Annotated in this window: 21 protein-coding genes and 3 pseudogenes; 8 read left to right on the forward strand and 16 right to left on the reverse strand. The window is 71.8% G+C overall.

Annotated elements, in window-relative coordinates:
• Positions 1 to 3: 3 nt before the first annotated feature.
• The 9 genes and pseudogenes from ACP95_RS10235 to ACP95_RS10270 all read right to left on the reverse strand — a co-directional run bounded on the left by ACP95_RS10235 (position 4) and on the right by ACP95_RS10270 (position 10872).
• A complete protein-coding gene (locus ACP95_RS10235) occupies positions 4 to 2205 on the reverse strand; it encodes an ArnT family glycosyltransferase (RefSeq protein ID WP_049981112.1) in 2202 nt (733 codons plus the stop codon).
• A pseudogene (locus ACP95_RS10240) lies at positions 2206 to 3413 on the reverse strand (ABC transporter ATP-binding protein).
• Entirely contained in the window at positions 3410 to 5074 is a 1665-nt protein-coding gene (locus ACP95_RS10245; RefSeq protein WP_082224649.1) for an ABC transporter permease, read from the reverse strand. Before ACP95_RS10245 ends, ACP95_RS10240 begins: the two are co-directional and overlap by 4 nt.
• Positions 5074 to 5397: a hypothetical protein gene (locus tag ACP95_RS16635; RefSeq protein WP_394324975.1), complete on the reverse strand. Its 324-nt coding sequence runs from the start codon at positions 5395 to 5397 to the stop codon at positions 5074 to 5076. Before ACP95_RS16635 ends, ACP95_RS10245 begins: the two co-directional genes overlap by 1 nt.
• The gene (locus ACP95_RS10250) at positions 5331 to 6257 is read right to left on the reverse strand and encodes an iron ABC transporter substrate-binding protein (protein WP_394324976.1); all 927 of its coding nucleotides are present in this window, start codon (positions 6255 to 6257) and stop codon (positions 5331 to 5333) included. Before ACP95_RS10250 ends, ACP95_RS16635 begins: the two co-directional genes overlap by 67 nt.
• Entirely contained in the window at positions 6250 to 7410 is a 1161-nt protein-coding gene (locus tag ACP95_RS10255) for an alpha-1 4-glucan-protein synthase (protein WP_049981113.1), read from the reverse strand. The genes ACP95_RS10250 and ACP95_RS10255 overlap by 8 nt, the downstream gene beginning before the upstream one ends.
• Before the next feature lie 87 nt (positions 7411 to 7497).
• Positions 7498 to 9083: pseudogene (locus tag ACP95_RS10260) on the reverse strand (GMC family oxidoreductase).
• A gap of 5 nt (positions 9084 to 9088) precedes the next feature.
• The gene (locus tag ACP95_RS10265; RefSeq protein WP_049981114.1) at positions 9089 to 9676 is read right to left on the reverse strand and encodes a gluconate 2-dehydrogenase subunit 3 family protein; all 588 of its coding nucleotides are present in this window, start codon (positions 9674 to 9676) and stop codon (positions 9089 to 9091) included.
• 41 nt (positions 9677 to 9717) lie between these two features.
• The gene (locus ACP95_RS10270) at positions 9718 to 10872 is read right to left on the reverse strand and encodes a cobalamin-independent methionine synthase II family protein (RefSeq protein ID WP_049981115.1); all 1155 of its coding nucleotides are present in this window, start codon (positions 10870 to 10872) and stop codon (positions 9718 to 9720) included.
• Between the two features lie 415 nt (positions 10873 to 11287).
• Between ACP95_RS10270 and ACP95_RS10275 the strand changes: the two genes are divergently transcribed.
• On the forward strand, positions 11288 to 12235 hold the full coding sequence (locus tag ACP95_RS10275) for an MFS transporter (protein WP_394324977.1): 948 nt from the start codon (positions 11288 to 11290) through the stop codon (positions 12233 to 12235).
• A gap of 23 nt (positions 12236 to 12258) precedes the next feature.
• Here the strand turns inward: ACP95_RS10275 and ACP95_RS10280 are convergent, their stop codons facing one another.
• Complete coding sequence (locus ACP95_RS10280) at positions 12259 to 13242, reverse strand: calcium/sodium antiporter (RefSeq protein WP_049981116.1); 984 nt, start codon at positions 13240 to 13242, stop codon at positions 12259 to 12261.
• Positions 13243 to 13317: 75 nt separating this feature from the next.
• Entirely contained in the window at positions 13318 to 14286 is a 969-nt protein-coding gene (locus ACP95_RS10285) for a Gfo/Idh/MocA family protein (RefSeq protein WP_082224650.1), read from the reverse strand.
• Between the two features lie 88 nt (positions 14287 to 14374).
• Here ACP95_RS10285 and ACP95_RS10290 point away from each other — a divergent pair, with 88 nt between their 5' ends.
• Entirely contained in the window at positions 14375 to 14587 is a 213-nt protein-coding gene (locus ACP95_RS10290) for a hypothetical protein (protein WP_154018518.1), read from the forward strand.
• On the opposite strand, the gene ACP95_RS10295 is transcribed toward ACP95_RS10290, so the two are convergent.
• Positions 14584 to 15045, reverse strand: coding sequence for a DUF5683 domain-containing protein (locus tag ACP95_RS10295; RefSeq protein ID WP_049981119.1), 462 nt, complete (start codon positions 15043 to 15045; stop codon positions 14584 to 14586). The two genes, ACP95_RS10290 and ACP95_RS10295, sit on opposite strands and share 4 nt — an antisense overlap.
• An 86-nt stretch (positions 15046 to 15131) precedes the next feature.
• On the opposite strand from ACP95_RS10295, the gene ACP95_RS10300 reads away from it, so the two are divergent.
• The 6 genes and pseudogenes from ACP95_RS10300 to ACP95_RS10325 all read left to right on the forward strand — a co-directional run bounded on the left by ACP95_RS10300 (position 15132) and on the right by ACP95_RS10325 (position 21489).
• On the forward strand, positions 15132 to 16322 hold the full coding sequence (locus tag ACP95_RS10300; RefSeq protein ID WP_049981120.1) for an MFS transporter: 1191 nt from the start codon (positions 15132 to 15134) through the stop codon (positions 16320 to 16322).
• An 85-nt stretch (positions 16323 to 16407) separates the two neighbouring features.
• Positions 16408 to 17861 (forward strand): annotated as a pseudogene (locus tag ACP95_RS10305) (MATE family efflux transporter).
• A 51-nt stretch (positions 17862 to 17912) separates the two neighbouring features.
• Entirely contained in the window at positions 17913 to 19472 is a 1560-nt protein-coding gene (locus ACP95_RS10310) for an amidohydrolase (protein WP_049981121.1), read from the forward strand.
• On the forward strand, positions 19469 to 20143 hold the full coding sequence (locus ACP95_RS10315) for a cyclase family protein (RefSeq protein WP_049981122.1): 675 nt from the start codon (positions 19469 to 19471) through the stop codon (positions 20141 to 20143). The genes ACP95_RS10310 and ACP95_RS10315 overlap by 4 nt, the downstream gene beginning before the upstream one ends.
• 45 nt (positions 20144 to 20188) lie before the next feature.
• Positions 20189 to 21019 (forward strand): rhodanese-like domain-containing protein, encoded by an 831-nt coding sequence (locus ACP95_RS10320; protein ID WP_049981123.1) that lies wholly within the window; start codon positions 20189 to 20191, stop codon positions 21017 to 21019.
• A 176-nt stretch (positions 21020 to 21195) separates the two neighbouring features.
• On the forward strand, positions 21196 to 21489 hold the full coding sequence (locus ACP95_RS10325; protein ID WP_049981124.1) for a helix-turn-helix transcriptional regulator: 294 nt from the start codon (positions 21196 to 21198) through the stop codon (positions 21487 to 21489).
• Here ACP95_RS10325 and ACP95_RS10330 read toward each other — a convergent pair.
• The 4 genes from ACP95_RS10330 to ACP95_RS10345 all read right to left on the reverse strand — a co-directional run.
• Positions 21486 to 22001 carry a DUF7529 family protein gene (locus ACP95_RS10330; RefSeq protein ID WP_049981125.1) on the reverse strand — a complete coding sequence of 172 codons (516 nt, stop codon included), beginning with the start codon at positions 21999 to 22001 and terminating at the stop codon, positions 21486 to 21488. The two genes, ACP95_RS10325 and ACP95_RS10330, sit on opposite strands and share 4 nt — an antisense overlap.
• Positions 22002 to 22040: 39 nt before the next feature.
• Complete coding sequence (locus ACP95_RS10335) at positions 22041 to 22508, reverse strand: DUF7555 family protein (protein WP_049981126.1); 468 nt, start codon at positions 22506 to 22508, stop codon at positions 22041 to 22043.
• Positions 22508 to 23863 carry an ABC transporter ATP-binding protein gene (locus ACP95_RS10340; protein ID WP_049981127.1) on the reverse strand — a complete coding sequence of 452 codons (1356 nt, stop codon included), beginning with the start codon at positions 23861 to 23863 and terminating at the stop codon, positions 22508 to 22510. Before ACP95_RS10340 ends, ACP95_RS10335 begins: the two co-directional genes overlap by 1 nt.
• Positions 23860 to 24370, reverse strand: a 511-nt coding sequence (locus tag ACP95_RS10345) for an ABC transporter ATP-binding protein (protein WP_161782067.1), incomplete at its 5' end; no start/stop codon positions are given. The genes ACP95_RS10340 and ACP95_RS10345, both read right to left, overlap by 4 nt.

Raw genomic sequence — 24370 nt, forward strand, 5'->3', positions numbered from 1 at the left:
CGGTCACTCCCCCGGAACCGCTTCGACGGTCGTGTTCGCGAACTGGCCGGGCGGCGACGGTCCCAGCCCCGCGGGCACGCAGCGGTCCGGCACGGGACAGCGCTCCCGGGTCGCCGAGAGCGCGCGCACTTCCTCGCCACCCGTGTCGACCGGGAACACGAGCTGGTAGCTGAACCCGGTGCTCGGCCCGGTGGAGACGAACACGGTGACGTGGAGCTCGTCGCGGTCCTCCACGTCGAACGTCCCGGGCTCGCGGATCCCCTCGCCCGCGAGCGTCGCCGTCGCCTCGTCGACGGTGAGCGTCAGTTCGAGCGACCCCCCGCTAGCGTTCCCGGCGGCGTACGTCTCCCCGCCGTCGCCGCCCGCCCGGATCGACACGGACTCCGCGGTCTCGGGGACGCCGACGGCGGCGTCGAGCCGGACCGACTCGCCCGACACGCGCTCGACGGGGCGGAGTTCGGCGGTCACGTCCTCGCCGTCGACGGGGTTCCACGCGCCGCGGATCACGTAGCGCCGGAGCTCGTGGTCGGGGTTCGCGGCGGCGACGTCGAGCTCGTCGTAGTCACCGATGGCGTACAGCGACGGCCCGTCGAAGTCGGGATCGTTCCGGACCGCCTGGAACGGGTGGTTCAGCCACGGCCCGTACACCGGCGGGAGGAAAGTGAGCGTCTTCTCCTCGGTCTGGTTCCCGCCGATCGCGGCGTTGCCCATCGAGAGCCCGCCCTCGTCCTCGAACGGCTCGTAGGCGGCCGCGAGCTCCCCGCTGATCTCGGCGTTGTGTTCGAGCGGTCGCTCGGCGGCCCCGGCCGCGACGGGGGCGGCGACGCCCGCCGCGACGACGATCGCGGCCGCGGCGACACGCTCGGCCGTGGCCCGTTCGGGGAGTCGGGGCGCCGCGGTGCTCCCCAGCCAGTCGGCCGCCCAGACCGCGGCGACGGCGCCGAACACCGCCGTCGGCACGAGCATGTCGTAGTGGTAGTACGGGCCGAGGCTGTGGATCAGCCCGTCGTCCTCCACGCCGAGCGCGCCGAGGATGTTGAAGTTCCCCCAGAACGCGACGTTGCCCGCCGCGATCGAGACGAACGTGCCGGCGACGACCGCGCGCCGGCCCACGAGCGCCGTCGACGCGCGGTCGCCCGCGTCCCGGAGGCGTCCACGGATCGCAGAGGCGGCGGCCGCGACGACGCCCGCGGCGGCGAGTGCGACGCCGACGACGCCCATCGCCACCCAGTCGGTGAACAGCTGGGTGAGCACGCGGCGGTTCGACTCGATCCCGAGTTCGAGCGTGTAGTTCTCCTCGTGGCCCAGGATCTCGCGGTGGCCGAAGCCGATCCCGTCCTCGGGCGCGAACGCCTGGTACGGGAACACGAGCGGCTCGCCCGTGAGGGCGAGGTTGTACGCCAGCGCGGCCAGCACGCCGACGATCCCGAGCCCGGCCGTCGCGAGCCGGCGCCCGAACAGCGCGCGCTGCTCGGCGGTCACGTCCGCGAACGGCGTCCGCCACGCGCCCGAGCGCAGCAGCGTCACGAGCGCGTGGAGGATGAACGGCGTCGCGAACAGCACCGCGGTGTACGGCCGGGCGAAGAAGGCGGTCGCGATCGCGCCGCCGGCGACCGCGGCCATCCGGCGGCTCCCCGTTCGCTCCCCGCGGAGGTAGGCGACGGCGAAGCAGAGCTCGAACGCCGCCGTGGCCGCGTAGGGGAGGTACACCCCGGCGTGGATCAGGAACAGCGGCGACGCCAGCACGAGCACGCCGGCGACGGCGCCGACGCGCCAGTCGAACAGCTCGCGAGCGAGCGCGGCCGTGCCGGCGACGACGCCCGCGGAGATGCCCGCGAGCGCGAGGGGGTAGCCGCCGAGCACCCGGCCGAGCGCGAACACGGCGGCCGGCACGGGCTGGTACTTCGAGTACAGCCCCTGCTCGCTCACGACGAAGAACCACGGGTGGAACGGCCCGTCGACCGGCGGGCGCAGGAACAGCCGCCCCGAGAGCAGCATCTCGGCCTGCTGGAGGTAGACGCCCTCGTCGTGGTTGAGCGAGTGGTACGGGAACACCCGGGTCGCGACGAGGACGGAGACGACCGCGGCGACCAGCCCCAGGAGGAGGATCGCGACTCGCCCCCGATCCAGTCGATCACGGGCGGCGTCGACGGCCGTCGAGAGTGACGAGGGGAGCGCACCCGAGAACGAGGTCCGACCGGACATCTACGCGGCGGGGTACCAGGCGAGCGTGTGGTCGGCGACCAGTCGGACGCTGACGCGCTCGCCGATCTCGACCTCCTCGGCGTGGTTGTGCAGACAGCGAACGACGGGACCGTCGTCGAGCTGGACGTGGTAGACGAAGGAGGGGCCGGTGTACTGTCGCTGGACCACCTTCCCGTCGGCCGAGGACGCGGCCGTGCCGCCGTCGGCCGTGGTGACGGGCTGGGTCTCGGCGGAGATCGGGCCGGCCTCGCCGTCGACGGGGCTGAGTCGGAGGTCGTCCGGGCGCACCAGCACGTCGACCTCGGCGCCGACGTACTCGTCGGTGACGCCCTCCAGCAGGTCGCGACCGTAGGAGCCGATCACCGTGTCCACGGAGCTGTCGGTGATCTTCCCGGGGACGAAGCTCGCCTGGCCGAGGAAGGAGGCGACGAAGCGGGACTCGGGGTGTTCGAACAGTGACGCCGGGCTGCCGACCTGCTCAATCCGGCCCTCGGACATCACCGCGACGCGGTCGGAGATCGACAGCGCCTCCTCCTGGTCGTGGGTGACCGACACCGCGGTGACGCCGGCCTCGTTGAGGATGCGGGCGACCTCCTCGCGCATTTCGACTCTGAGCGCCACGTCGAGGTTCGAGAACGGCTCGTCGAGCAGCAGCACGTCCGGCTCCGGGGCGAGCGAGCGCGCGAGCGCGACGCGCTGGCGCTGGCCGCCCGAGAGGTCGGTCGCGACCGGTCGCCGTAGCCGTCGAGGCCGACCAGCTCGAGCAGGTCGGCGACGCGGCGGTCGGCGGCCTCGCTGTCGGGGTCGTCGAGGCCGAAGGCGACGTTCTCCGCGACGGAGAGGTGGGGGAACAGCGCGAACTCCTGGAACACCATCCCCACGTCGCGCTCCTCCGGGGGGACCTCCCGGCCGTCGCCGGCGACGATCTCGTCGGCGACGCGCACGGTGCCCGTCGTCGGCGACTCGAGGCCGGCGATGGTGCGCAGCGTCGTCGTCTTCCCGCAGCCGGAGGGGCCCAACAGGGTGAGCAGTTCGCCCTCGCGGACGGTGAGGTCGACGCCGTCGACGGCGGTCTCGCCGGCGAACTCCTTCACGACGTTCGACAGCTCGAGCACCGCGTCGGCGTCGTCGGCGACCGTCGAGTCGGTGCGATCCGCTGCTCGCTCCGCCCTCGGCCCGTCGGTCGTGGATGTCGGTTGCTTGCTCATTTGTCGCGTCCCTGAACGAGGAGGGGGATCATCGAGAGTCCGGACACCACCACCAGCACCAGCGCCGGCAGCGCCGCCCGGCCGTAGTAGCCGCCCTCCTGAACTCGCCAGATGTACGTCACCAGCGTTGTAAACCCTGTCGGGTGCAGGATCAACGTCGTGTCGAGCTCCTTCATCGTCGTGAGGAAGACGAGCGCGGCGCCCGCGAGCACGCCCGGCGCGATCAGCGGCAGCGTCACCCGGCGGAACACCCGCCGCGGCGGCTCGCCCAGCACGCGCGCCGCGCCGAGCAGCGAGGGGTCGACGCCCAGCACCGACGAGCGCGACGCGCCGACGGCCTGCGGGAGGAAGCGGACGACGTAGGCGAACACCAGCAGCGGCAGCGACTGGTACACCGCCCGGGCGGCCGCGGGGCCGAACCACTCCGCCAGCTGGTTGCTGCTGAAGAACACGAGCGCGAGCGCGAGCACGACCCCCGGCATCGCGTAGCCGAGGTACGTCGCGCGCTCGGTCAGCCACGCGAACCGGGCCCGCGAGCGCCCCGAGTAGTACGCGACCGGGATCGCCAGCGCGAGCGTCGCCGCCGCCGCGAGCGCGGCGACGTAGACGGAGTTGAGCGCGAACCCCCACTCGAACGCGCGGCCCCCCACGTCGTACTCGAGCGCCTCCGCGCGGACGAACCACATCGCCAGGATGCCGACCGGGAGCGCCAGCGTGAACGTCGACACCAGCGCCGGCAGCAGCATCGCCGGCCAGCGTAGCCGGCCCAGCGAGATCATCGCCGTCGACGACGATGCCGCGCCGTAGCCGGAGTCCTCGCCGCTTCCGATCCGTGACTCGAGCGCGACGACGACGGCGGTCACCGTCAGCAGCTGGAGCGACAGCAGCGTCGCGTTGTTCCGCCCGTCGCCGAAGCTGTTGAGCTCGACGTAGATCATCCGCGTGAACACGTCGTACTGCATGATCGATGGCGTCCCGAAGTCCGAAAGGGCGTACAGCGCGACCAGCAGCCCGCCCGCGGTCACGGCGGGGAGGATCTGCGGTAGGATCACTCGGCGGAACGCCGAGAGGTAGCCGACGTTGAGCGTGCGGGCCGCCTCAAGCTGCGTCTCGTCGAAGGAGAGCAGCGCCGCGCGGGTCGTGAGGAACACGTACGGGTAGACGAACAGCGTCAGCACCAGCGCGGTGCCGCCGAGCCCGTACACCTCGGGGATCTGGATCCCCCACGGCGCGAGCGCGTCGGCGAGTGCCCCCTCGGGGCCGAACGCCGAGATGTACGCGAACGCGCCGACGTAGCTGGGGATCACCAGCGGGAGCGCGATGACGACCGTCCAGAACCGGCGGAACGGCAGGTCGGTCTGGACGGTCAGCACCGCCAGCGGCACGCCCAGCGTGACGGAGGCCGTCGTGACGACGCCGACGAGCGCGAGGCTGTTGGCGAACACGTCGCCCGAGGAGCCGATCAGCGAGAGCGCCTCGGCGGTCGGCACCTCGCTCGCCCGCAGCAGCAGCCAGACCAGCGGCGACAGGACGGCGGCGGCGATCGCCCCCGAGAGCAGGACGAGCGGCGTCGAGACGCCGTCGTCGCCCAGCCCCAGGAAGCGGCGGAGTCGCTGGCGGACCCCGGCGATCCCGTCCGCGGCGTCGCCGACGGCGCCCATCAGAGCACGCCCACCTCCCGCATGAGGTCCACCGTGGGGCCGATGTTCGAGAGCTTCGCCAGGTCGAACGCCGGCGGGTTGAGCTCGTCGATACGGGGGAGGCCACCGACGGGCGGCACGCCCGGGATCATCGGGTAGGCGTACGCGCGGGTGGCGAAGTACTCCTGTGCCTCGGCCGAGAGCAGGTGGCGCACGAAGTTCTGCGCCAGCTCCTGCTGGGGGCTCGCCGAGAGCACGGCGGCGCCGGCGACGTTGATCAGCGCGCCCGCGTCGCCGCTGGTGAAGGCGAGGTCGATCGGCGCGTTCGGCCGCGCGGCCTGCACGGGAGCGCGTAGTAGTGGTTCGCGAAGCCGGCCTGCAGTTCGCCGTCGGCGACGGCGTTGGAGACGAAGAACTCGTTGGCGTACTCGGTGACGCCGGCGTCGACCATGTCCTGGAGCCACTGGCGGGTGGCGTCCTCGCCCTCGGTGATCCGCATCGCGGTGATGAACGCCTGGAACGCGCCGTACGTCGGCGCCCAGCCCATGTTCGCGGCGACGCCCGAGCCGGGGAGGTCCATCACGTCGTCCGGCACGTCGCTCTCGTCGAGCGCCTCGGTGTTGTACGGGATCGCCCGGGCGCGGCCCGCGGTGCCGACCCACTCGCCGTTGGGGTGGAACTCCTCGGGCACGGGGTCGGTCACGTCGCCCGGCAGCTCGGTCGTCAGGTCTTCGGCGGCGACGGCCGCGAGCGAGCCGGCGTCGACCGACCAGAACACGTCGGCCGGCGTCGCCGACCCCTCGCTGATGAGGGTGTTCGCGGCGTCGGCGGTGCCGGAGGCCCGCGGCGTCGCCGAGAAGTCGGGGTAGAGCTCCTCGAACTTGTTGATGAGGTCGCGGTAGAGGCCGCCCTCCCCGCCGCCGAGGTAGATCGTGAGCTCGCCCTCGAGGTTCGGCAGCTCCTCGATCCGGGTGCCGCCGATCTCGTCGCGGCCCTCGGCGAGCGCGCCCGAGCCACGGAACTCCGAGAAGTCGGGGTCGCCGATACTCTGGTTGCCGCCGGTCGGCGTGTCGGTGCCGTCGCCCCCGGGGCCCTCGGTTTCAGTGCCGCCGCCACCGCCACAGCCGGCGACGCCGACGAGGCCGGCGCTCGCGATGCTCGCGAGCAGGCGACGTCGGCGCTTGGAGGTCGGTTCGTCAGTCATCGGCGGCCACCTCCACGGTTTCCGCGGCGGGCGATTCGATCGCGTCGAGACAGTCGATCCAGTCGTTCATGTGTTCACCACAGTAGTTCAGGAACTCGCCGTTGTTCCACTCCTCGAACTCGCCGGTCGCCAGCGCGTCGGCCATCGACGCGAACGCCTCGCGGTAGGAGCCCGCGCCGGCGGCGGCGTCGTCGATCACTTCCCAGACGTGCTCGTTGAGCTCGAGCCCGGCGACCTCGTTCTGGAGGTCGTCGAACGTCGAGCGCGGCGCCTTGTTGTGCTCACACAGCGGGCCGCCGTTGTACACCTGCTTGCCCAGCACGTCGCAGGCGCGCTTGAGGAACAGCCCCGACCAGATGTCGTCGAAGCGCCCCACGTCCCAGCGGTTGTCGTCCATCGGCAGCTGGTAGAACGCCGGGATCACCTCGCGGCGGAACGCGAGGTTCATCGAGCAGACCGTCAGGTACTGGCCCTCGGCCGCGACGAACTCCTCGCCGAAGTCCTCGCGAGCGGTCCGGCTCTGGGCCTGCCCCTGCAGGTCGCCGTCCATCAGGATCCGCACTGCGTCGAGGTCGGGGACGTTGGTCCAAAGACCCTGCGAAGCGACGACGTCGTCGACGGTCGTCGTCTCCCGCTCCACCTCCTCGTCCATCGCCGCGTACGGGTAACCACGCGGGTAGAGGTCGGCGTCGGCGTCGTCGAGCACGTTCACCCACGACTCGTCGGAGCTCCGGGCCTCGATCTCGCCCTCGTAGGCGAGGTTCTCCATGTGGGTGCCGAAGAAGTCCTCGTCGTGGGGCAGCGTGTCGTCGTCGATGAACACGCCGTAGTCGAAGCGCTCGTTCGCCCACATGTACAGCAGGCCGAACGAGGTCTGGGCGTGGCTGGCCTCGGGGATCAGGTGGCTGTACTCGCTGACGCCCTGCTCGGCGAACCACGCCTCGCGCGCGGGCCCATCGAACACGGCGCCGTCGACGCCGAGGTCGTCGAGCATCGCCGCCATCCCGTCGGTGTCACAGAACTCCTCCGTGACGAGCACGACGAACAGCCGGTCGGTGTCGAACCCGTGCTCGCGGGCGTTCGCGACGTACTCCTCCATACACTCCCACTCCCTGATCGTCGGGACGATCACGCAGATGTCCTGCTCACTCATTACGCCCGGATTGTTTAGGGAGTCCTAAAACCCTACCGATTTTTCGGGCGGCCAAAAATCGGTCGGCCAGCTGACCGGTACCGGCTCTCAGAGCCGCGCGTCGACCGCGTCGGCCGCTTTCAGCGCCAGCGCGGCGATGGTGAGCGTGGGGTTCATCGCGCCGCCCGTGACGAACACGGAGCTCCCGGCGATGGAGAGGTTGCGGAGGTCGTGGGTCCGGAGGTCGGGGTCGACGACGCTCGCGTCGGGGTCCGTGCCCATCCGGGTCGTGCCCATGTGGTGGTACGCGGGGCCCGTCGCGTCCGGGCCGACGACCCACTCCACGTCGGCGCCCATCTCTTCGAGCACCGCACGCTGGATCTCGTTGGCGCGCTCGATCGTCCGGCGCGTGCGCTCGTCGAGCGACCACTGCACATCGGGAACCGGGTTGCCGTGGTCGTCGGTGCGCGAGCGGTCGAGCGTGATGCGGTTCTCCGCGCGCGGGAACTGCTCGACGAGCGCGCCCATCGCGACGTGGTCGCCGTAGCCCTCGCGGATCTCCGCCAGCAGGTCGTCGCCGAACTGCTCCGAGCCCATCGCGATGTCCGCCGGCGCGGGGCCGGCGTAGTTGAGACACTCGAGCTTGATCGCCCCGCGGCTCGCGTCCTCGCGGTCGTAGAACTGGTGGCTCTCGGTCGTGTTGAACCCGACGTGCTTCTGCCGGGTGCGCCCGTCGAGCCGGCCGCCGACGCCGGCGAACAGGTGGTCCATGAAGTACCGCCCCACGGCGCCGGAGCTGTTCGCCAGCCCGTCGGGGTACTGCTCGCTCTCGGAGAGGAGCAGGAGCCGCGGCGTCTCGACGCCCCCCGCAGCCAGCACGAACTCGTCGGCTTCCTGGCGGTACTCCTCGCCCTCGGGCGTGACGTACACCGCGGCGGTCACCGCCTCGCCGGCCGCGTCGTGTTCGAGGCGCTGGACCGGCACCTCGTCGATCACGCGGGCGCCCGCTTCCTGCGCGCTGTCGACGTGCCGCGTCGCGTCGTACTTCGCCCCCGAAGGACAGACCGGTCGACAGGTGCCGTAGCCCACGCAGGCGCTCCCGCCGTCGGTGGGTTCGGAGTTGCGCGCGTTCGGCACCGAGTGGGTGGCGATCCCCAGCTCCTCGCACGCTTCTGCGAACAGCGAATCGCTGTAGGAGGGCGGGAACGCTGGCAGCGGGTGGGGCTGCTCGCGCGGCGGCGCGAACGGGTTGTCCGAGGCGCCGGCGACCGCGAACGCCTCCTCGGCGGCGGCGTAGTACGGCCGGAGGTCCGCGTACTCGATTGGCCAGTCCTCGGCGACGCCCAACTCGGAGTCGAGCCGGAAGTCCTGCTCGTGCATCCGCATCACCATCCCCTGCCAGTGGAGCGTCGAGCCGCCGACGCCCTTCACGCGGGCGGCGTTGAGCGGGTAGAACCGCCCGCCGCTGGAGCTGTAGGCGTCCCGTGGCCCGCCCATTTCCCAGATCGGCGTGTCGTCGCCGGGGCGGAGGTGGGTCTCCATGCGCTGCTCGCGCTCCTCGGGGTCGAAGCGGGGCCCGGCCTCGAGGACGACGACCTCGTGGCCCGCGGCGGCGAGGCGGTCGGCGACGATGGCGCCCGCGGGGCCGGCGCGACGATGCAGACGTCGGCGTTCTCGGAGGGGGTTCGGTCCATCTGACTCATTCTGGTCCCCGCTGATTCCCGCGGTTGTCCGTCACCGCGGGACCCTTCTGGTAACTCGCAGTCCCGCCGGGATACCCCGGCGGGTTCTCCAGCCCGGCCAGCGACGCGCCGGTTGGCGACGCGTACAGGCCGAACAGCAGGTCGTTCACCAGGTAGTAGCGCACGCGCTCGTCGTCGTCGCCGTCCGGGACGGGGTCGGCCGTGTCGACGGCCATGTAGGCGAGCAGCTCCTCCCGGGTCCCGGCGTCGAGCGCGGCGTAGCGCGCGCCTTCGAGGTTCTCGGCGTACTCGTTCAGCGTCCCGACGGCGTCCAGCATCCCGCGCCCGTGGTCGGGGCGGTCGCGCACCCGTGGCCGGACGTACGTCTCGACGAACTCGGCGACGTTCTCCACGTCGCTGGGGTAGAGCACCGTCGCGAGCGCGACCAGCGTCTCCAGCTCGTCGTCGCCCAGTTCCGGACCGTCGCCGTCGCTCGGCGTCGCCGTCTCGCCGTCCCGCTCCGCGCCCGGCGCGGAACAGCCGGCGACGCCGCCGGCGCCGACCGCCGACAGCGCCGCGAGCGCGTCCCGTCGAGTGAGCCGCATCTACACGGGTTTTGGTAAGCCTAAAGAAGAGCGTTGTGGTCCTACCGCAAGCGCTCGGAGGCGATCTCGGCGCCCTCGACCAGCGCCTCGAGCTTCGGCCACGCGATGTCGGGGTGGACCATGCCGAGGCCGGCCTGCGTGCCGAAGCCGCAGTCCGGCGCGGCGACGATCTCGGTGTCGTCCGGGACGACGTTCGCGACGCGCTCGATGCGGTCGGCGATCGTCTCGGGGTGGTCGATGATGTTCGTCTTCACGTCGACGACGCCCGGGATGAGCGTCCAGCCGTCGGGCAGCGGATGCTCGGCGAACGCGCGGTACTCGTGCTGGTGGCGCGGGTTCGCCTGCTCGACGCTGAGCCCGGAGATGTCGGCCTCGTACAGCGTCGGCAGCATGTCGACGAGGTCGGTGTCGAGGTGGTGGGGGCCCTCGTAGCTTCCCCAGCAGGTGTGGAGGCGGACCTGCTCCTCCGGGATCCCCGAGAGCGCCTCGTTCAGCGCCTCGACGTGGAGCTCGACCACGTCGCGGAACTCCTCGACGGAGTGGTCGGCGAACAGGTGGGTGTGGCCGGTCGCCAGCAGGTCCGGCGCGTCGATCTGGATCGTCGCCCCGGTGTCGGCGAAGATCTGGTACTCCTCGGCCATCGCCTCGGCCACGTCGAACACGTACGCCTCGTGGTCGTCGTAGTGTTCGTCGACGTGGGTCGCGGCGACGACGCTCGGCGACGCGGTGGTGAAGAACGTGTCCTCGATGTCGACGCCGGTGCCCGCCAGCGCGTCGCGGAACGTCTCGACCTCCGCCTCGGCCTGCTCGTGGCCGTCGTAGCGGATCTCGCCGGTGACCGCGGGCTGTTTCGCCAGGTCGATCACGTCCGTCTCGAACGTGTCCTCGGCGACGGCGGGGTACTCCTGCAGGTCGGCCCACAGCTCCTGCTCGCGCTTGCCGCCGATGTTGGTGAGCCGGTCGCCGACGTAGTAGTTGAAGGAGACGCGGGACTGCTCGCCGTTGTTGATCTCGTCGATGCCCGTCGCGAGCTGCCGTTCGACGATCTCGTCGGTCGCCTCGGCGCTCACGCGGTCCCACTCCTCGGGGTCGACCTCGCCGCCGGACTCTCGGGTCCGGAGGAGGTCGAGCAGTTCCGGGGGCCGCGGGAGGCTCCCGATGTGGGTCGTCTGGATCCTGTCGTCGGGTGTCGCCATGTCCAGTAATATTCTAGCTTCTAAATATAACTGTTGGTTCTCCCCGGCGCCGGGCGGCGCCGCGAATCCGTCCTTTGAAGCCAATCCGCGTCGGCAGGGGGCACATGGACGGAAACGACCGGCGGATCGTCGGGCTCGCGGGCACGGCCCACGCGCTGGTCCACACGTACGAACTCTCGGTGCCCATCCTCGTCGGCATCTGGCTCGCCGAGTTCGCGACGACGGCGGCCGAGCTCGGGATCGTCGTCGCCGTGGGGATGGCGCTGTTCGGCATCGGCGCGCTGCCGGGCGGAGTGCTGGCGGACCGCTACGGCTCGAAGAAGCTCATCGCGCTCTGTCTGGCGGGGATGGGCGGCTCGTTCCTCGTGCTCTCGGTCGCCCCCTCGGCGGCCGCGGGCGCCTCGACGGGCTCCCCGTGCTCTCGACCTCCCCCGCGGTCGTCGCGATCGCGGTCGCGCTGGTGCTGTGGGGCGCCGCGGCCAGCGTCTACCACCCGGCCGGGCTCGCGCTCATCAGCAAGGGCGTCTCCGAGCAGGGCCGGGGCTTCGCGCTCCACGGGATGGCCGGCAACATCGGCATCGCCGCCGGCCCGCTGGCGACGACGGTGATGCTGGCGTTCATGGGCTGGGAGACGGTCGCGGCGGTGCTCGCGGTGCCCGCGTTCGTCGTCGCCGCCGCGGTGCTGTTCGTCGACGTGGACGAGTCGAGCCACACCGAGTCCGAGACCGACGAGGACGACACCCCCGACACGATCGGCGAGTTCCTCGACGTGTCGGCGATGGTCGTCAAGAGCGCGTTCGCGTTCGTGTTCGTCGTCGTGATGATGAACGGGCTCTACTACCGCGGCGTCCTAACGTTCCTGCCGGAGCTGCTCGCCGGGCTGGAGACGTTCCAGCCGATCGACATCGCCGGCGAGCCCCAGGAGCCCGCGAACTACGTCTACTCGGGGCTGCTCGCGGTCGGCATCGCCGGCCAGTACGTCGGCGGCCGGCTGACCGACTACCTCACGCCCGGGAAGGGGATCGCCTACGCGTTCGGCAGCCTCGCGGTGCTGGCGGTTGTGTTCCTCCCGCTGGCGTCGATGGGCGCGGCGCCGCTGCTCGCGGTGAGCGCGGTGCTCGGCTTCGCGATGTTCGTCGTCCAGCCGATCTACCAGGCCGCCGTCGCCGAGTACACGCCCGAGGAGGCCCGCGGGCTCTCCTACGGCTACACCTACCTCGGCAACTTCGGCGTCGGCGCCCTCGGCGCGGGGCTGGCCGGCGCGATCCTGACGTACTCGAACCAGACGGTACTGTTCCTCGCCTTCGCGCTGATCGCCGCGATCGCCAGCGTGATCGGCGTGCTGCTGATCCGGCGGGAGTAGCCGTCCGCGCCGATCGCAGGCGCCTACCCGAGAATTCCCAGAACCCACCGGACGACCTCCGAGCCGGCGAACAGCCCACCCTCCCACCGGGAGAGCTCCCGCCCCGTCCAGAGCGCGGCGACCATCAGCACGGAGACCGCCGCCAGCCACGCCAGCGTCCCGAACGCCGTGGCGCTGACCGCGAGGGGCCGAACCACCGCCGCCACCCCCAGGATCGCCGTGACGTTGTAGACGCTGCTGCCGACGACGTTGCCGACCGAGACGCCGAGGCTCCCCCGCCGGAGTGCGACCAGCGACACCGCGAACTCCGGGGTCGAGGTGCCCGCGGCGACGATCGTCCCGCCGATCACCCACTCGGAGATCCCCCCGTCGCGGGCGAGCTGGGAGGCCGCGACCACCATGAAGTCGCCGCTCACGAGCACCAACGCCAGCCCACCCACGAGGAGGGCGAGGTGACGGCCGCGGAACGCCGCCCGCTCCGCCACCGCGCCAACGACGCCGCCGGCCGTGATCGGTTCGCCCTCCTGGTCTGTCTCCGCCGGTGCAGACTGGTTCGCCCGCAGCAGGTACACCGTATAGGCGACGAACGATCCGGTCAGGATGGCGCCCTCGAGCCGCGTGATCCGGAGGTCGTAGACGACGATCCCGACCACGAGCGTGCTCGCGAGCAGGGCCAGCCCGTCGCGCTTGACGAGCGACTCCGCGATCGGAATCACCTTCAGCAGCGAGATCACGCCGAGGACGAACGCGAGGTTGTACACGTTCGAGCCGAGGACGTTCGCGACCGCGATGTCGCCCAGCCCCTTGAGCGCGGCGTCGACCGACACCGCCAGCTCCGGCGTCGACGTCCCCATCGCCACGACCGTCAGCCCGATCGTCAGGTCGGAGAGCCCGAACCGCTGGGCGAGCCGAACGACGGCGTCGACGAGCAGCCGCGCGCCGACCCAGAGCCCCGCCACCGAGACGGCGATCACGCCGACCTGGACGGCCGGGCCTCCCTGAACCATGGCCGCAGTGTGCGTGGGTCCCTCAATAACGGTTCGGGTCGGGCGAGGCGTCGCCGATACTGCCTGCGACGGCGGTCAGTTCCCGGCGACATCGACGCGCTCGCCGTCGGAGGCGAAGATCGCGTCGACGACCTCCTGCACCCGGTTCGCCTCCGCGAAGCTCACCAGATCGCCGCCGTCACCCTGTAGTTCTGCGACGAACTCGTCGACCAACTGTAGCGTGGTCTCGCCGGGGTCGTCCACGACGACCCGCTGCTCCTCGCCCTCGGCACTCTCGGCCAGGCGGTACCAGTCGAGCAGCGTCAGCGACCCCTCGGTCCCGACGACGGTCATCGAGTTCTGCTCGTCGATGCCGCAGTCGGTCAGCAGGTCGATCGTCCCCGGGATCCCGTCGACGCCGAAGTAGCCCGTGATCGACTCCTCGTAGCGGTCGGGCGCGGTGTAGTCGATCTCCGCGCTCACCCAGTCGACCGTGTCGAACGCCTCCTGCACGCCGAACAGGTAGTGCGTCCCCACTTCGCGCAGCGGCCCGCCCTGCTCGCGGCCGGCGAGCCAGTCCACGTCCTGCCACTCGCGGGGCCACTGGGGGAAGCGGAACGTGAGCTCGATCCGCCGGGGCTCGCCGATCTCGCCGGCGTCGATCCGGTCGATCAGCTCCCGCACGCCGGGCGTGTAGCGGAACGGCAGGTTGATCGCCGTCGGCTGCTCGGTGCGCTCCTCGAGCGCGACGAGTTCGGCGCCGACGGCGGCGTCCTCGGCGATCGGCTTCTCGCAGATGACCGCCTTCTCGGCGTCGAGGGCGGTCGCGACGACCTCGTGGTGAACCGTCGGCGGCACGCCGACGTAGACGACGTCGACGGCGTCCTCCGCGACCATTCGCTCGTAGTCGGTGTAGGCAGCACAGCCGTACTCGTCGGCGAACGATTCGACTTTCGAGTCGACGAGGTCGCAGGCGCCCCAGACCGTCGTCGCCTCGTGTGCGCTGAACGCGTCGGCGAGGCGGTGGCCGATGACCCCGCAGCCGACGATCGCGACGTTGTACACGGTCGATCGAGGGTACGGGGTGGCTTCAGCCTTCGGCACGCGGCAGGGCTCCGGAGGGGTTATGTCCCGCGGCGGCGACGCCGGAACTGTGTCGGCGACCGACCACGACGTGTTCGACCGGCTCCCGGAGCGGTACGCCCGCGCCTACCTCGTGGTGGCGTTCTTCGTCGCCCCCGCGGTGGCGGTGATCCTGAGCGGCGGCGGCGTGCAACGCCCCCCGGGCCCGATCGCGACGGCCCTCCTCTGGGCGGTCGTGATCCACCACAGCCTCTTCCTCGTGGTGGCAGTGCTGTTCGATTAGCTCCCCAGCGGCGGCTCGCGGCCGTCGGCGACGACGTAGGCGTCGTACACGGCGTACAGCCAGATCGCGGGGTAGAGCACGAACCCGACCAGCGCCAGCATCGAGAGCACCGCGACGAAGCTGGCGACGATGATCACGGCGCCCTTGGTGGGCTCGCGGTTGTAGAACTGGCCCAGTCCGGGGAGGATCGCGGAGTACACCGCGGCGACGAACGGGTTCTCGCCGTTCGTGAGCACCTCGACCAGCCCGTCCAGCGAGCTCTCGGGCGACCGCTGGCGCACGCCACACTCCGGGCAGATCTCCGCCTTCTCGCTGATCACCGCGCCGCAGTCCCGGCAGTACACCTCGCCCGCACCTGGCGTCGGGGCGTCGTCGCTCGCCGTCGAGTCGGCGCCGGCGCCCGGGCCAGCCTCCTCCGCGGCCGGCTCGTCGGGCGTCGACTCGTCGCTGTTGCTCATACGGTCGTATCGGGCTCGACAGAGGGTAGCTCTTGTGGCCCGCGGGACCCGGAACGCTTTCCTCGCTGGCGGGGGCGGATCGGACGATGGCCTCGACCGCCGTCGCGCGCTACTACGCCTACAAGGCGACGAAAGCCGTGGAGCTCTACCGGCCGATCATGTACCTCTACTTCGCGGGCGCCGGGCTCTCCTTCTTCCAGATCACGGTGCTCGAAGCCGCCTACAACGTGACGACGGTCGTCGGCGAGATCCCCACGGGCTACCTCGGCGACCGACTCGGCCGGCGCAACGGGCTCGTGCTCGGCACGCTCGTGATCACGTTCACGCTGCTGGGGCTCGGGCTGGCCGGGCGGCTGGCCCGGCCGTTCCCCGCCTTCCTCGCGCTGTACGTCTGCTGGTCGCTCGGCTACACGTTCCGCTCGGGCACCGAGGACGCGTGGCTGTACGACTCGCTGGTCGGCGACGGTCGGTCGTTCTCGGACCTGCGCGGCCGCGGCGAGTCGTTCGCGCTCACCGCGGGCGTCGTCGCCGCCGTCGCCGGCGGCTACCTCGCGTCGGTCGAACTCGCCTACCCGTTCTTCGCCGCCGCCGCGGTGACGGGCGTCGGCGCGGCGATCCTCCTCACCGCGGACGACGACCGCGCCGACGCCGGCGACCCGAGCGACCGGACGACGCTGTCGGCCAGCCTCGAGGCGGTGCGTGCGGCGTTTTCGGACCCGCGGCTCCGGGCGTTCCTCGTGCTGTACTACGTGCTGTTCTCGGCGGCGACGTACCTCGCCTTCATCTTCCTCCAGCCGCGGATCGAGACCGTCGCGGCGGGCTACCCGCTGGGCGACGTGGAGACGCTGCTAGGGTGGTACTACGCCGCCATCTCCCTTGCGGCCGCCGGCTTCACCTACCGCGCGGAGTGGATCCGGCGGACGGTGGGGCTGCGCTGGTGGTTCGTCGCCGTCCCACTCGCCGTGGGCCTGCTGCTCGTCGGCCAGTGGGTGCTGCCGGTGTCGGCGTTCCTCGCGTTCGTGCTGATCCGCGGGCTGTCGGAGGCGACCCGGGTGTTCGCGAGCCAGTACGTCAACGACCGCATCGACGCCGTCGGCCGGGCGACGACGCTCAGCGCGATGTCGATGGTCAGCGGGCTGAGCGTGATCCCGTTCCAGCTCGGCAGCGGCCTGCTCTCGGACGCGCTCTCGCCCGGGATCGCGCTGGCGGCGACCGGCGGGCTGCTGGTGGTCGGGACCGTCGTCCTCCAGCTCGTGTCGACGCCCGTCGACGAGTGAGGGCCGACGCCCGCGACGACGGGGGATCCGGCGAGGCCGGCAGGATGGGTAAACCCTTTCGCGGTCGGGCTAGAACGCCGGGACGGTGTCCCGTACTGCCGCCGTTCTCCGGCTCCCGATCCTCTACATCGGGCTGGCGCTCGCCCGCGCCGGCCTGATCGACCGCGAGCGCGCGGTCGAGACCGCGGATCTCGCCTGGCCCCGCATCGTCACCGGCGTCGCCCGCATGTCGAAAAACGCCGCCGACGTGGCGATGGTGGGGGCCGTACTCGGCGCCGACGCGATCGCGGGCGTCGGCGTCGCCGGGCCGTTCTGGGGGCTGGCGTTCGCGATCGGCGGCGGCGTCGCCGGCGGGACGATCGCGCTGGTCTCCCAGCGCTACGGCGCCGAGGCGTACGAATCACTCGGGCTCGCGGTGCGCTCCAGCACCGTGCTCGTCGTCGTGGTCTCGCTGCCCGTCGTCGTCGTGTTCTGGCTGTTCCCCCACCAGTTGGTAAGCCTGATCAACAGCGACCCGACCCAGATCGACTACGGCGCGCGCTACCTCCGGATCGTGGGGCTGGGGATCCCCTTCGCCGGACTGAACCTGGTCGGCAGCCGCGTGCTCGTCGGCGCGACGACGCCTACACCGCGATGCAGGTCCGGGCCGGGGGGGCCGTCGTCAACATCGCGCTGAACGCGGTGTTCATCATCCTCCTCGGCTGGGGCGTCGCCGGCGCGGCGCTGGGGACGGTGCTCTCGAACGTGTTCGCGGTCGGCGCGTTCGCAGTCGGGCTCTCGCGGGGCAGCGCGCCCGGCTTCGGCCAGTTCCCGGTCGAGATCGACCCCGTCGGTACGTACGTCGACGGCGACACGCTGAAGGATCTCGTCCGGATCGGCACACCCGTCGGCGCCCGGAACCTCGTCTGGACGGCCGCGGAGTTCCCGATGCTCGGCATCCTGGGGACGTACCGCGACGGCACGCTCGCGGCGTTCGTCGTCGCCCGGCGCATCTGGGGGATCATGAACACGCCCGGCTGGGGGTTCGGCCTCGCCTCCTCCAGCCTCACCGGGCAGGCGCTCGGCCAGGGGAAGGAGGCGCTCGCGGAGGTGTACGGCCGCGACATCATCCGGTTCTCGGTCGCGACGTACGCCGTCTCGGCGCTGATCGCGGCCGTGTTCGCGCGGCCGATGGTGAGCCTGTTCATCAACCCCGACTCCCCGCCGGCGACCGAGCCGATCGCGGTCAGCCTGATCTACGCGGCCTGTGTGGCGATGCTGTTCCGCGGGATCTCCGGCTCCTCGATCGGCCCGCTCGACGCCAGCGGCGACACCCGCGTCCCGTTCCTGAGTCAGCTCCTGGGGATGTTCGGCGCCTCGATCCCGCTGATCTACCTCGGCTCGGTGACGCCGCTGGGGATCTGGGGGGTGTACCTCGCCTTCCTCGCGGAGACGACCGTGCCGGCCGCGGTGAACTACTGGCGGTTCAACAGCGGCAAGTGGAAGGAGATCAGCCGCGAGATCCGGCCCGAGCAGGACGATCCGAGCGCCGGCGCCTGAGCGAACGCCGCCGTGGGAACGCTTAACCCCGCGCCAGCCTGCCGAACCCGTATGTCCGAACTGCTGCTCCGCGGGGGGACGGTCCACGCGCTCGACGACGACCGAACGACCGCCGAGGCGGTGCTGTTCCGCGAGGGCCGCGTCGCCGCCGTCGGCGACGCCGGGACGGTCGAAGCCGAATCGACCGACGCCGAGGTGATCGACCTCGACGGCCGCACGGTCCTGCCGGGGTTCAACGACGCCCACACCCACGTGTTCTCCGTCGGCATCGGCCTTCTCGAGACCGACCTCTCGGCGGCCGACGACCGCGAGGAAGCGCTCGCCCTGCTCGCCGACAACGCGGCGTCGACGCCCGCCGGCGAGTGGGTGCTCGGGTTCAGCTACGACGAGAGCAGCTGGCCCGCGGGCGAGCGCGACTACCTCACGAAGGCCGAACTCGACTCCGTCTCCGAGGACCACCCCGTCGTCGCCGTGCGCGTCGACGGCCACTCGGCGACGCTCAACAGCCGAGGGCTCGACGCCGTCGACTTCTCGGGCGTCGAGCACGACGTACGGGAGGAGCACGGGGAGCCGACGGGCCGGGTCGTCGAGGACGCGACGGGCCGCGTGCGTGCGGCCTCCTACCCCGACGTGCCGAAGGCAAGCGAGGCACTGGACGCCGCGATCGACCGCTACCACGAGCTGGGCGTCACGTCGATCCAGACCGTAGCGGGGCTGACGCGCGTCCGCGACCACGGCTACGTGCAGCAGGAGGCGCTGTTCGCCCACTGGCGCGACGACGACCTCGACCTCCGGACGACGTTCTACGTCCCCCAGTGGCAGGCAGAATCGCTCTCGGATCTTGAGTTCGCCTCGGGGTTCGGCGACGACTGGCTGCGGCTGGGCGGGCTCAAAACGTTCTCCGACGGCTCGATCGGCTCCGAGACCGCCAAAACCCACCGCGAGTTCGCCGGCGGCGGCTTCGGCGAGATGGTCAACGACCGCGAGCAGCTCCGGGAGTGGTTCGCCCACGCCGCGCGCACGAACCAGCAGATCGCGACCCACGCCATCGGCGGCGAGGCGATCGACATCGTGATCGACGAGTACGAGCGAGCACTCTCGGAGTACGACGACGAGTTCGACCCGCGCCTGCGCGTCGAGCACGCCGAACTCGCGACCGACGAGGCGATCGAGCGCATGGCCGACGCGGGCATCGTCGCGTCGATGCAGCCGAACTTCCTCCAGTGGAACGGCGAGGACGGGCTGTACGAGAACCGCCTCGGCGCCGACGTGCGCCCCGAGAACAACCGCTACCGCGACGTGCTCGACGCCGGCGTGCCGCTGGCGTTCGGCAGCGACAAGATGCCGCCCGGGCCGCTGTACGGGATGCAGTTCGCCGTCGAGTCGCCCCACGAGAGCCAGCGAGTCGGCGTCGACGAGGCGCTGGCGGCGTACACCCGCGGCGCGGCGTACGCGGAGTTCCAGGAGGACGAGAAAGGGACCCTCGAACCCGGGCGCTTCGGCGACGCGGTCGTGCTCGACGCCGACCCCTACGAGAACGCCGACGCCTTCGACGAGATCGGCGTCGAGCTGACGATCGTCGACGGGGAGATCGCCTACGACGCGCGATGAGCCTCCACGACCTCACCCACCCGATCGAGTCCGGGATGCCGGTGTACCCCGGCGACCCCGAGGTCGGCGTCGACGCCGCCGACACGTTCGCGGCGGACGGCTGCCGGGTCAGCCGGCTCGCCTGCGGGAGCCACGCCGGCACCCACGTCGACGCCCCCTCACACACCGAGGCCGAAGGGGCGACGCTCGCGGCGTACCCCGTCTCGGCGTTCGTCCGCGACGCCGTCGTCGTCGACTGCACCGACCTCGACGCCCGCGAGCCGATCCCCGCCGGGCGCGTGCCGGCGCCCGAGGGCGCCGACGGGACGGCCACCGGCCCCGCCGACTGTGCCGTCTTCCGAACCGGCTGGGACCGGTACTGGGGCCAGGATCGCTACCGGGACCACCCGTACCTCTCGGTCGCCGCGGCCGAGCGCTGCGCCGAGCGCGAGCTCGCCGTCGGGATCGACGCGTTCAGCCCCGACCCGACGCCGCCGGCAGCGGGCGAGATGGATCTCGGCGATCGCGACCCCTTCGGCGCCCACCACGCGCTGCTGGGCGCGGGGCTGCTCGTCTTCGAGAACCTGACGAATTTGGAGGCGGTCCCGGAACGCTTCGAGCTGCGCGCCCAGCCGATCGCGCTCGGCGGCGACGGCGCGCCGGTCCGGGCGGTCGGGGCCGACGGCGCGTAGCGCCGCGGACGAAGCCTGTATGGGGGTCGACGCCGAAGACGGTGTGTGAACCGACGCGAGTACCTCGCCGCGCTCGGGGCGGCGTCGACGGCCGCGCTGGCGGGCTGTGGCTCCGGCGGCGACGAGAGCGGTGAGGCGCCGTTCGAACACCCCGGCACGCTGGAGGAGACGTTCGTCGCGAACGGCGACTACCCCGACGACACCGACCCGGCGGACGGCTACCCGCCCGAGTTCCCCGACCCGCCGGCGGCGCCGGACGTCGACCCCGACGCGCTGGAGACGCTCTCGGTCAACGACGAGACCGTCCGCCTGCTCCCGATCGACGACGCCGAGGCGTGGTTCCGCCGCTCGTCGGCGCGGTTCGTCGACGCCCGCGGGCTGGACCAGTACACCCGCTCGCACCTGTACGGGAGCGTGCTCTCGCCCGCCCAGCAGGGCTCGACCGGCGGCGGCATCGAGGGCTGGCCGACCGACGAGCCCGTGGTCGCCTACTGCGGCTGTCCCCACCACCTCTCCTCGGTGCGGGCCGCCGGGCTCCAGAAGGCCGGCTTCGAGGACGTGTACGTCATCGACGAGGGGTTCGTCGAGTGGTCCGAGCGGGAGTACCCGATGGCCGGGACGAAGTTCGGCGACGGCGACGCGGCCGCGCTGTCGGAGTGGCGCCTCGACGGCCGGATCGACCCGGCGTACGCCGGCGAGTACGCGTGGGCGTCGGCCGGCCGGCAGTACGAGGCCGCGCCGGTCGGCGACGACGGCGGCTTCTCGATCCACCTGCGCTTCGCGGGCGTCGACGAGGAGACGCCCGTCCGCGTCTCGACGCCGACGTTCACTCGTACCAGGCCGCTGGGGGAGCTCGCCGAGGGGACGATCGAGTGAGCGCCGAGTCGCGGGATACCCGGTAACACCCGTGTCACCGGGTTACCTCGGGGTCAAGAACGGCTTAAGTCTCGCGCGCGCATACGGGTGTCCGTGCGCGAAAACATCCCTCTAGGACGGATCGAGACCCCCGCCGCGACCGGACGCCCGACGACCGCCGACAGCGAGGGGGAACAGTGAGCGACGTGGCCACGGAGGCGGAGATGGCCGACCTCCCGCCGAGCGCGAAGCTGGTCCACCTCGTGCTCCAGGAGCACGACCGAATGACCCAGAGCGAGGTCACCGAGGAGACACAGCTCGCGGGCCGAACGGTGCGCGACGCGCTCGGCCGACTCGAGTCGGCGGGGCTGGTGACCGAGGAGATCTGCCTGAAGGACGCCCGCAAGCGAGTGTACACCGCCAACAGCCCCGACTCCGAGCCCGCGGCCGCGGAGGCCGAGACGGCCGAGGGCGCCGCGAGCGGCGACTAGCTTCTGCCGGCCAGCGTCTCGATCCCCTCGGGGAACAGCTTCTCGATCGACTCGTGTTCCACCGAGCCGAGGCGCTCCCCGTTCAGCCGTTTGAGGTGGGTCCGGACGACGCCCTCCCGGCTCGCCTGACGGTACAGCGCCACCGCGTCCGTCGACCGGTAGGTGCCGGCGATCAGCAGCGCGGTCTCGGTCTCCGGGTCGAGCAGCTCGACGACGAAGAAGAAGTTCCCGCCCATCTCCCGGCGGTAGGCATCGTACTGCGGGAAGGCGGCGCGGTCACACGCCGCCGCGACGTCGTCGGCGACGCTCTCGGGGACGACGTGGACGAACCCCGAGTAGCCTCGCTCGGCGTCCGCGGGCACCGGCGCCGTGTCGACGGCCGGGACGACGACGGCCTCCCAGCCGGCCTCGCGTCGCTCGTCGGCGATCCGGCGCGCGTCCTCGACGGCGGCCGCGCTCCCCTCCCTGCGCGTCTCGTGGTCGGCGTTCTCGACGGCGTCGTCGCGATCCATGCCCGGAGTCGGGGGAACCGCAGGGAAAAAGCCTCTCCCTCACCAGAACACGAGGATCTCGAGCAGCAACGACGCCGCCAGCAGCATCGTCGCCGCCACGAACAGCTTCGCCGCCGGGGAGAGCCGGGCCTCGGGGGCGAGCCCCAGCCGCGGCAGCGGCGGCACGCGCTGGACGGCCGCCTGGAACCGCGACTCCTCCCGGCTCCCGACGACGCGGCCGCCCTCGTTCGGGCGGACGATCCGGTAGCCGTCGTCGTCGAACTCCACGTCCCAGCGCTTCGCCGGGCGGAGCTGGAAGGCGGCGTAGGCCAGCAGCGACATCCCGAGGAAAAAGAGCACCAGCTCCACCCCGAACCAGCCCACGCCGAGGCCGAAGGAGATCACGCCGCTCACGACGACCACGACCAGCGTGAACACGAGCCCGTACACCAGCGCGTCGACGGCCTGCCGCAGCCGGTAGCGGGCGCCGCCGTCGCGCTCGCCGGGGGGACGCCAGCCGTCGGCCATCACTCCGCGTCGCCGACCGAGGGGCCGACCGCCGCGGGCTCCTCGTGCTCGTCGTCGTGGCGGTGACAGCGGCTCTCGCGTCCCGCGGCGCCGACGCCGTGGGCCGCCGGATGCTCGTGGTCACAGACGCTGCCCAGCTCCCTACGGAGGTGGTCGAGCGCGGCTGCCTCGTCGCCGTCGCGGGCGAGCTCGCTCGCACGGTCGACCGGCTCCCGGACCGATCCCGGCAGGTCGCGGTCGGCGAACAGCTCCGCGACCACCTCGTCGACGGTGGCGAAGCGCGTCTCCCAGCCGAGGAACTCGCGGGCCCGCTCCGAGAGCGAGCGCTCCGCGCGGCTCCGTGCCCGCAGCGTCTCGCGGAACACCTCGATCGCCTCCCACGTCTCGTCGTCGACGCGCTCGAACCCGTCGGGCCGGATCTTCACCGGACAGCGCGTCGAGAACGGACAGCCCTGGGGCGGGTCACGCGGACTCGGCGGCGTCCCGCGGAGCGTCATCCGGTCGATCTCCGCGGTCGGGTCCGGCTCGGGCACGGCCGACAGCAGCGCCCGCGTGTAGGGGTTCGCGGGGTCCTCGAACAGCTCCTCGGTCGGCCCGAGCTCCATCACGTTGCCGAGGTACATCACCGCGACGCGGTCGCAGATGTGCTCGACGACGCTCAGGTCGTGGGCGATGAACAGGTAGGTGAGCCCCAGCTCCTCCTGGAGATCCATCAGCAGGTTGAGGATCTGGGCCTGCACGCTCACGTCGAGCGCCGACACCGGCTCGTCGAGGACGACGAACTCCGGCTCCAGAGCGAGCGCGCGGGCGATCCCAACGCGCTGGCGCTGGCCGCCGGAGAACTGGTGGGGGTAGCGGTAGTAGTGCTCCTCCCGGAGGCCGACTTTCTTCAGCAGGCTGCGCACGCGCTCCCGGCGCTCGGCGGGCGTCCCCCAGTCGTGCACGTCCAGGGGCTCGCGGACGATCTCGCCGACGGTCATCCGGTCGTTCAGGCTCGACTCGGGGTCCTGGAACACGACCTGGGCGTTCCGCCGCCACGCTTTGAGATCGTCGCCGGAGAGCTCGGTCACGTCGTCGTCGCCGACGCGGACCTCGCCGCCCGTGGCGGCCTCGAGCCGGACCAGCGTCCGGCCCAGCGTCGTCTTCCCGCAGCCGGACTCGCCGACGACCCCCAGCGTCTCGCCCTTCTTCACGTCGAAGCTGACGCCGTCGACGGCCTTCACGGGGTCGCCGCCGATGAGGTCGCCCGACCCGTAGTACGTCCGGAGGTCGCGCACCGAGAGCAGCGCCTCGCCTGGGTCGCAGTCCAGCCCGTCGAGCCCGGTCGCCCCGCGCTCGGCGCCCTGCCGGCTCATCGCGAATCACCCCCGGTGGCGTCGGCGCCCGGCTCGGGCGGGACGCCCCCCTCCGCGTGGCGATCGACCGCCTGCTCCCGCGTCTCGTCCTCGGGGTAGAGCAGGCAGGCGGCGGTGTGGTCGGCTTCCGCGCGCTCGGTCGCGACTGGCACCGGCTCGGGGTGGACCTCCCGGCAGGCGTCGAACGCCTCGGGGCAGCGCGGCGCGAACCGGCAGTCCGTCGCGGGCGCGTTCGGCGTCGGCACCTCCCCCTCGATCGTCTCGAGCCGGTCGGCGCCGCGCTGGGTGCTCGGGATCGAGCGGAGCAGCCCCCGCGTGTACGGGTGGCGCGGGTTCTCGAACAGCTCCACGACCGGCGCCTGTTCGACGACCTCGCCGGCGTACATGACGGCGACGCGGTCGCACACCTCCGCGATGACGCCCATGTCGTGGGTGATGAACAGGATGCTCAGCCCGTGCTCCGCCTGCAGCTCGTCCAGCAGCTCGAGGATCTGGGCCTGGATCGTC

The sequence above is a fragment of the Halolamina rubra genome (assembly GCF_000739555.1).
Lineage (GTDB): Archaea > Halobacteriota > Halobacteria > Halobacteriales > Haloferacaceae > Halolamina > Halolamina rubra.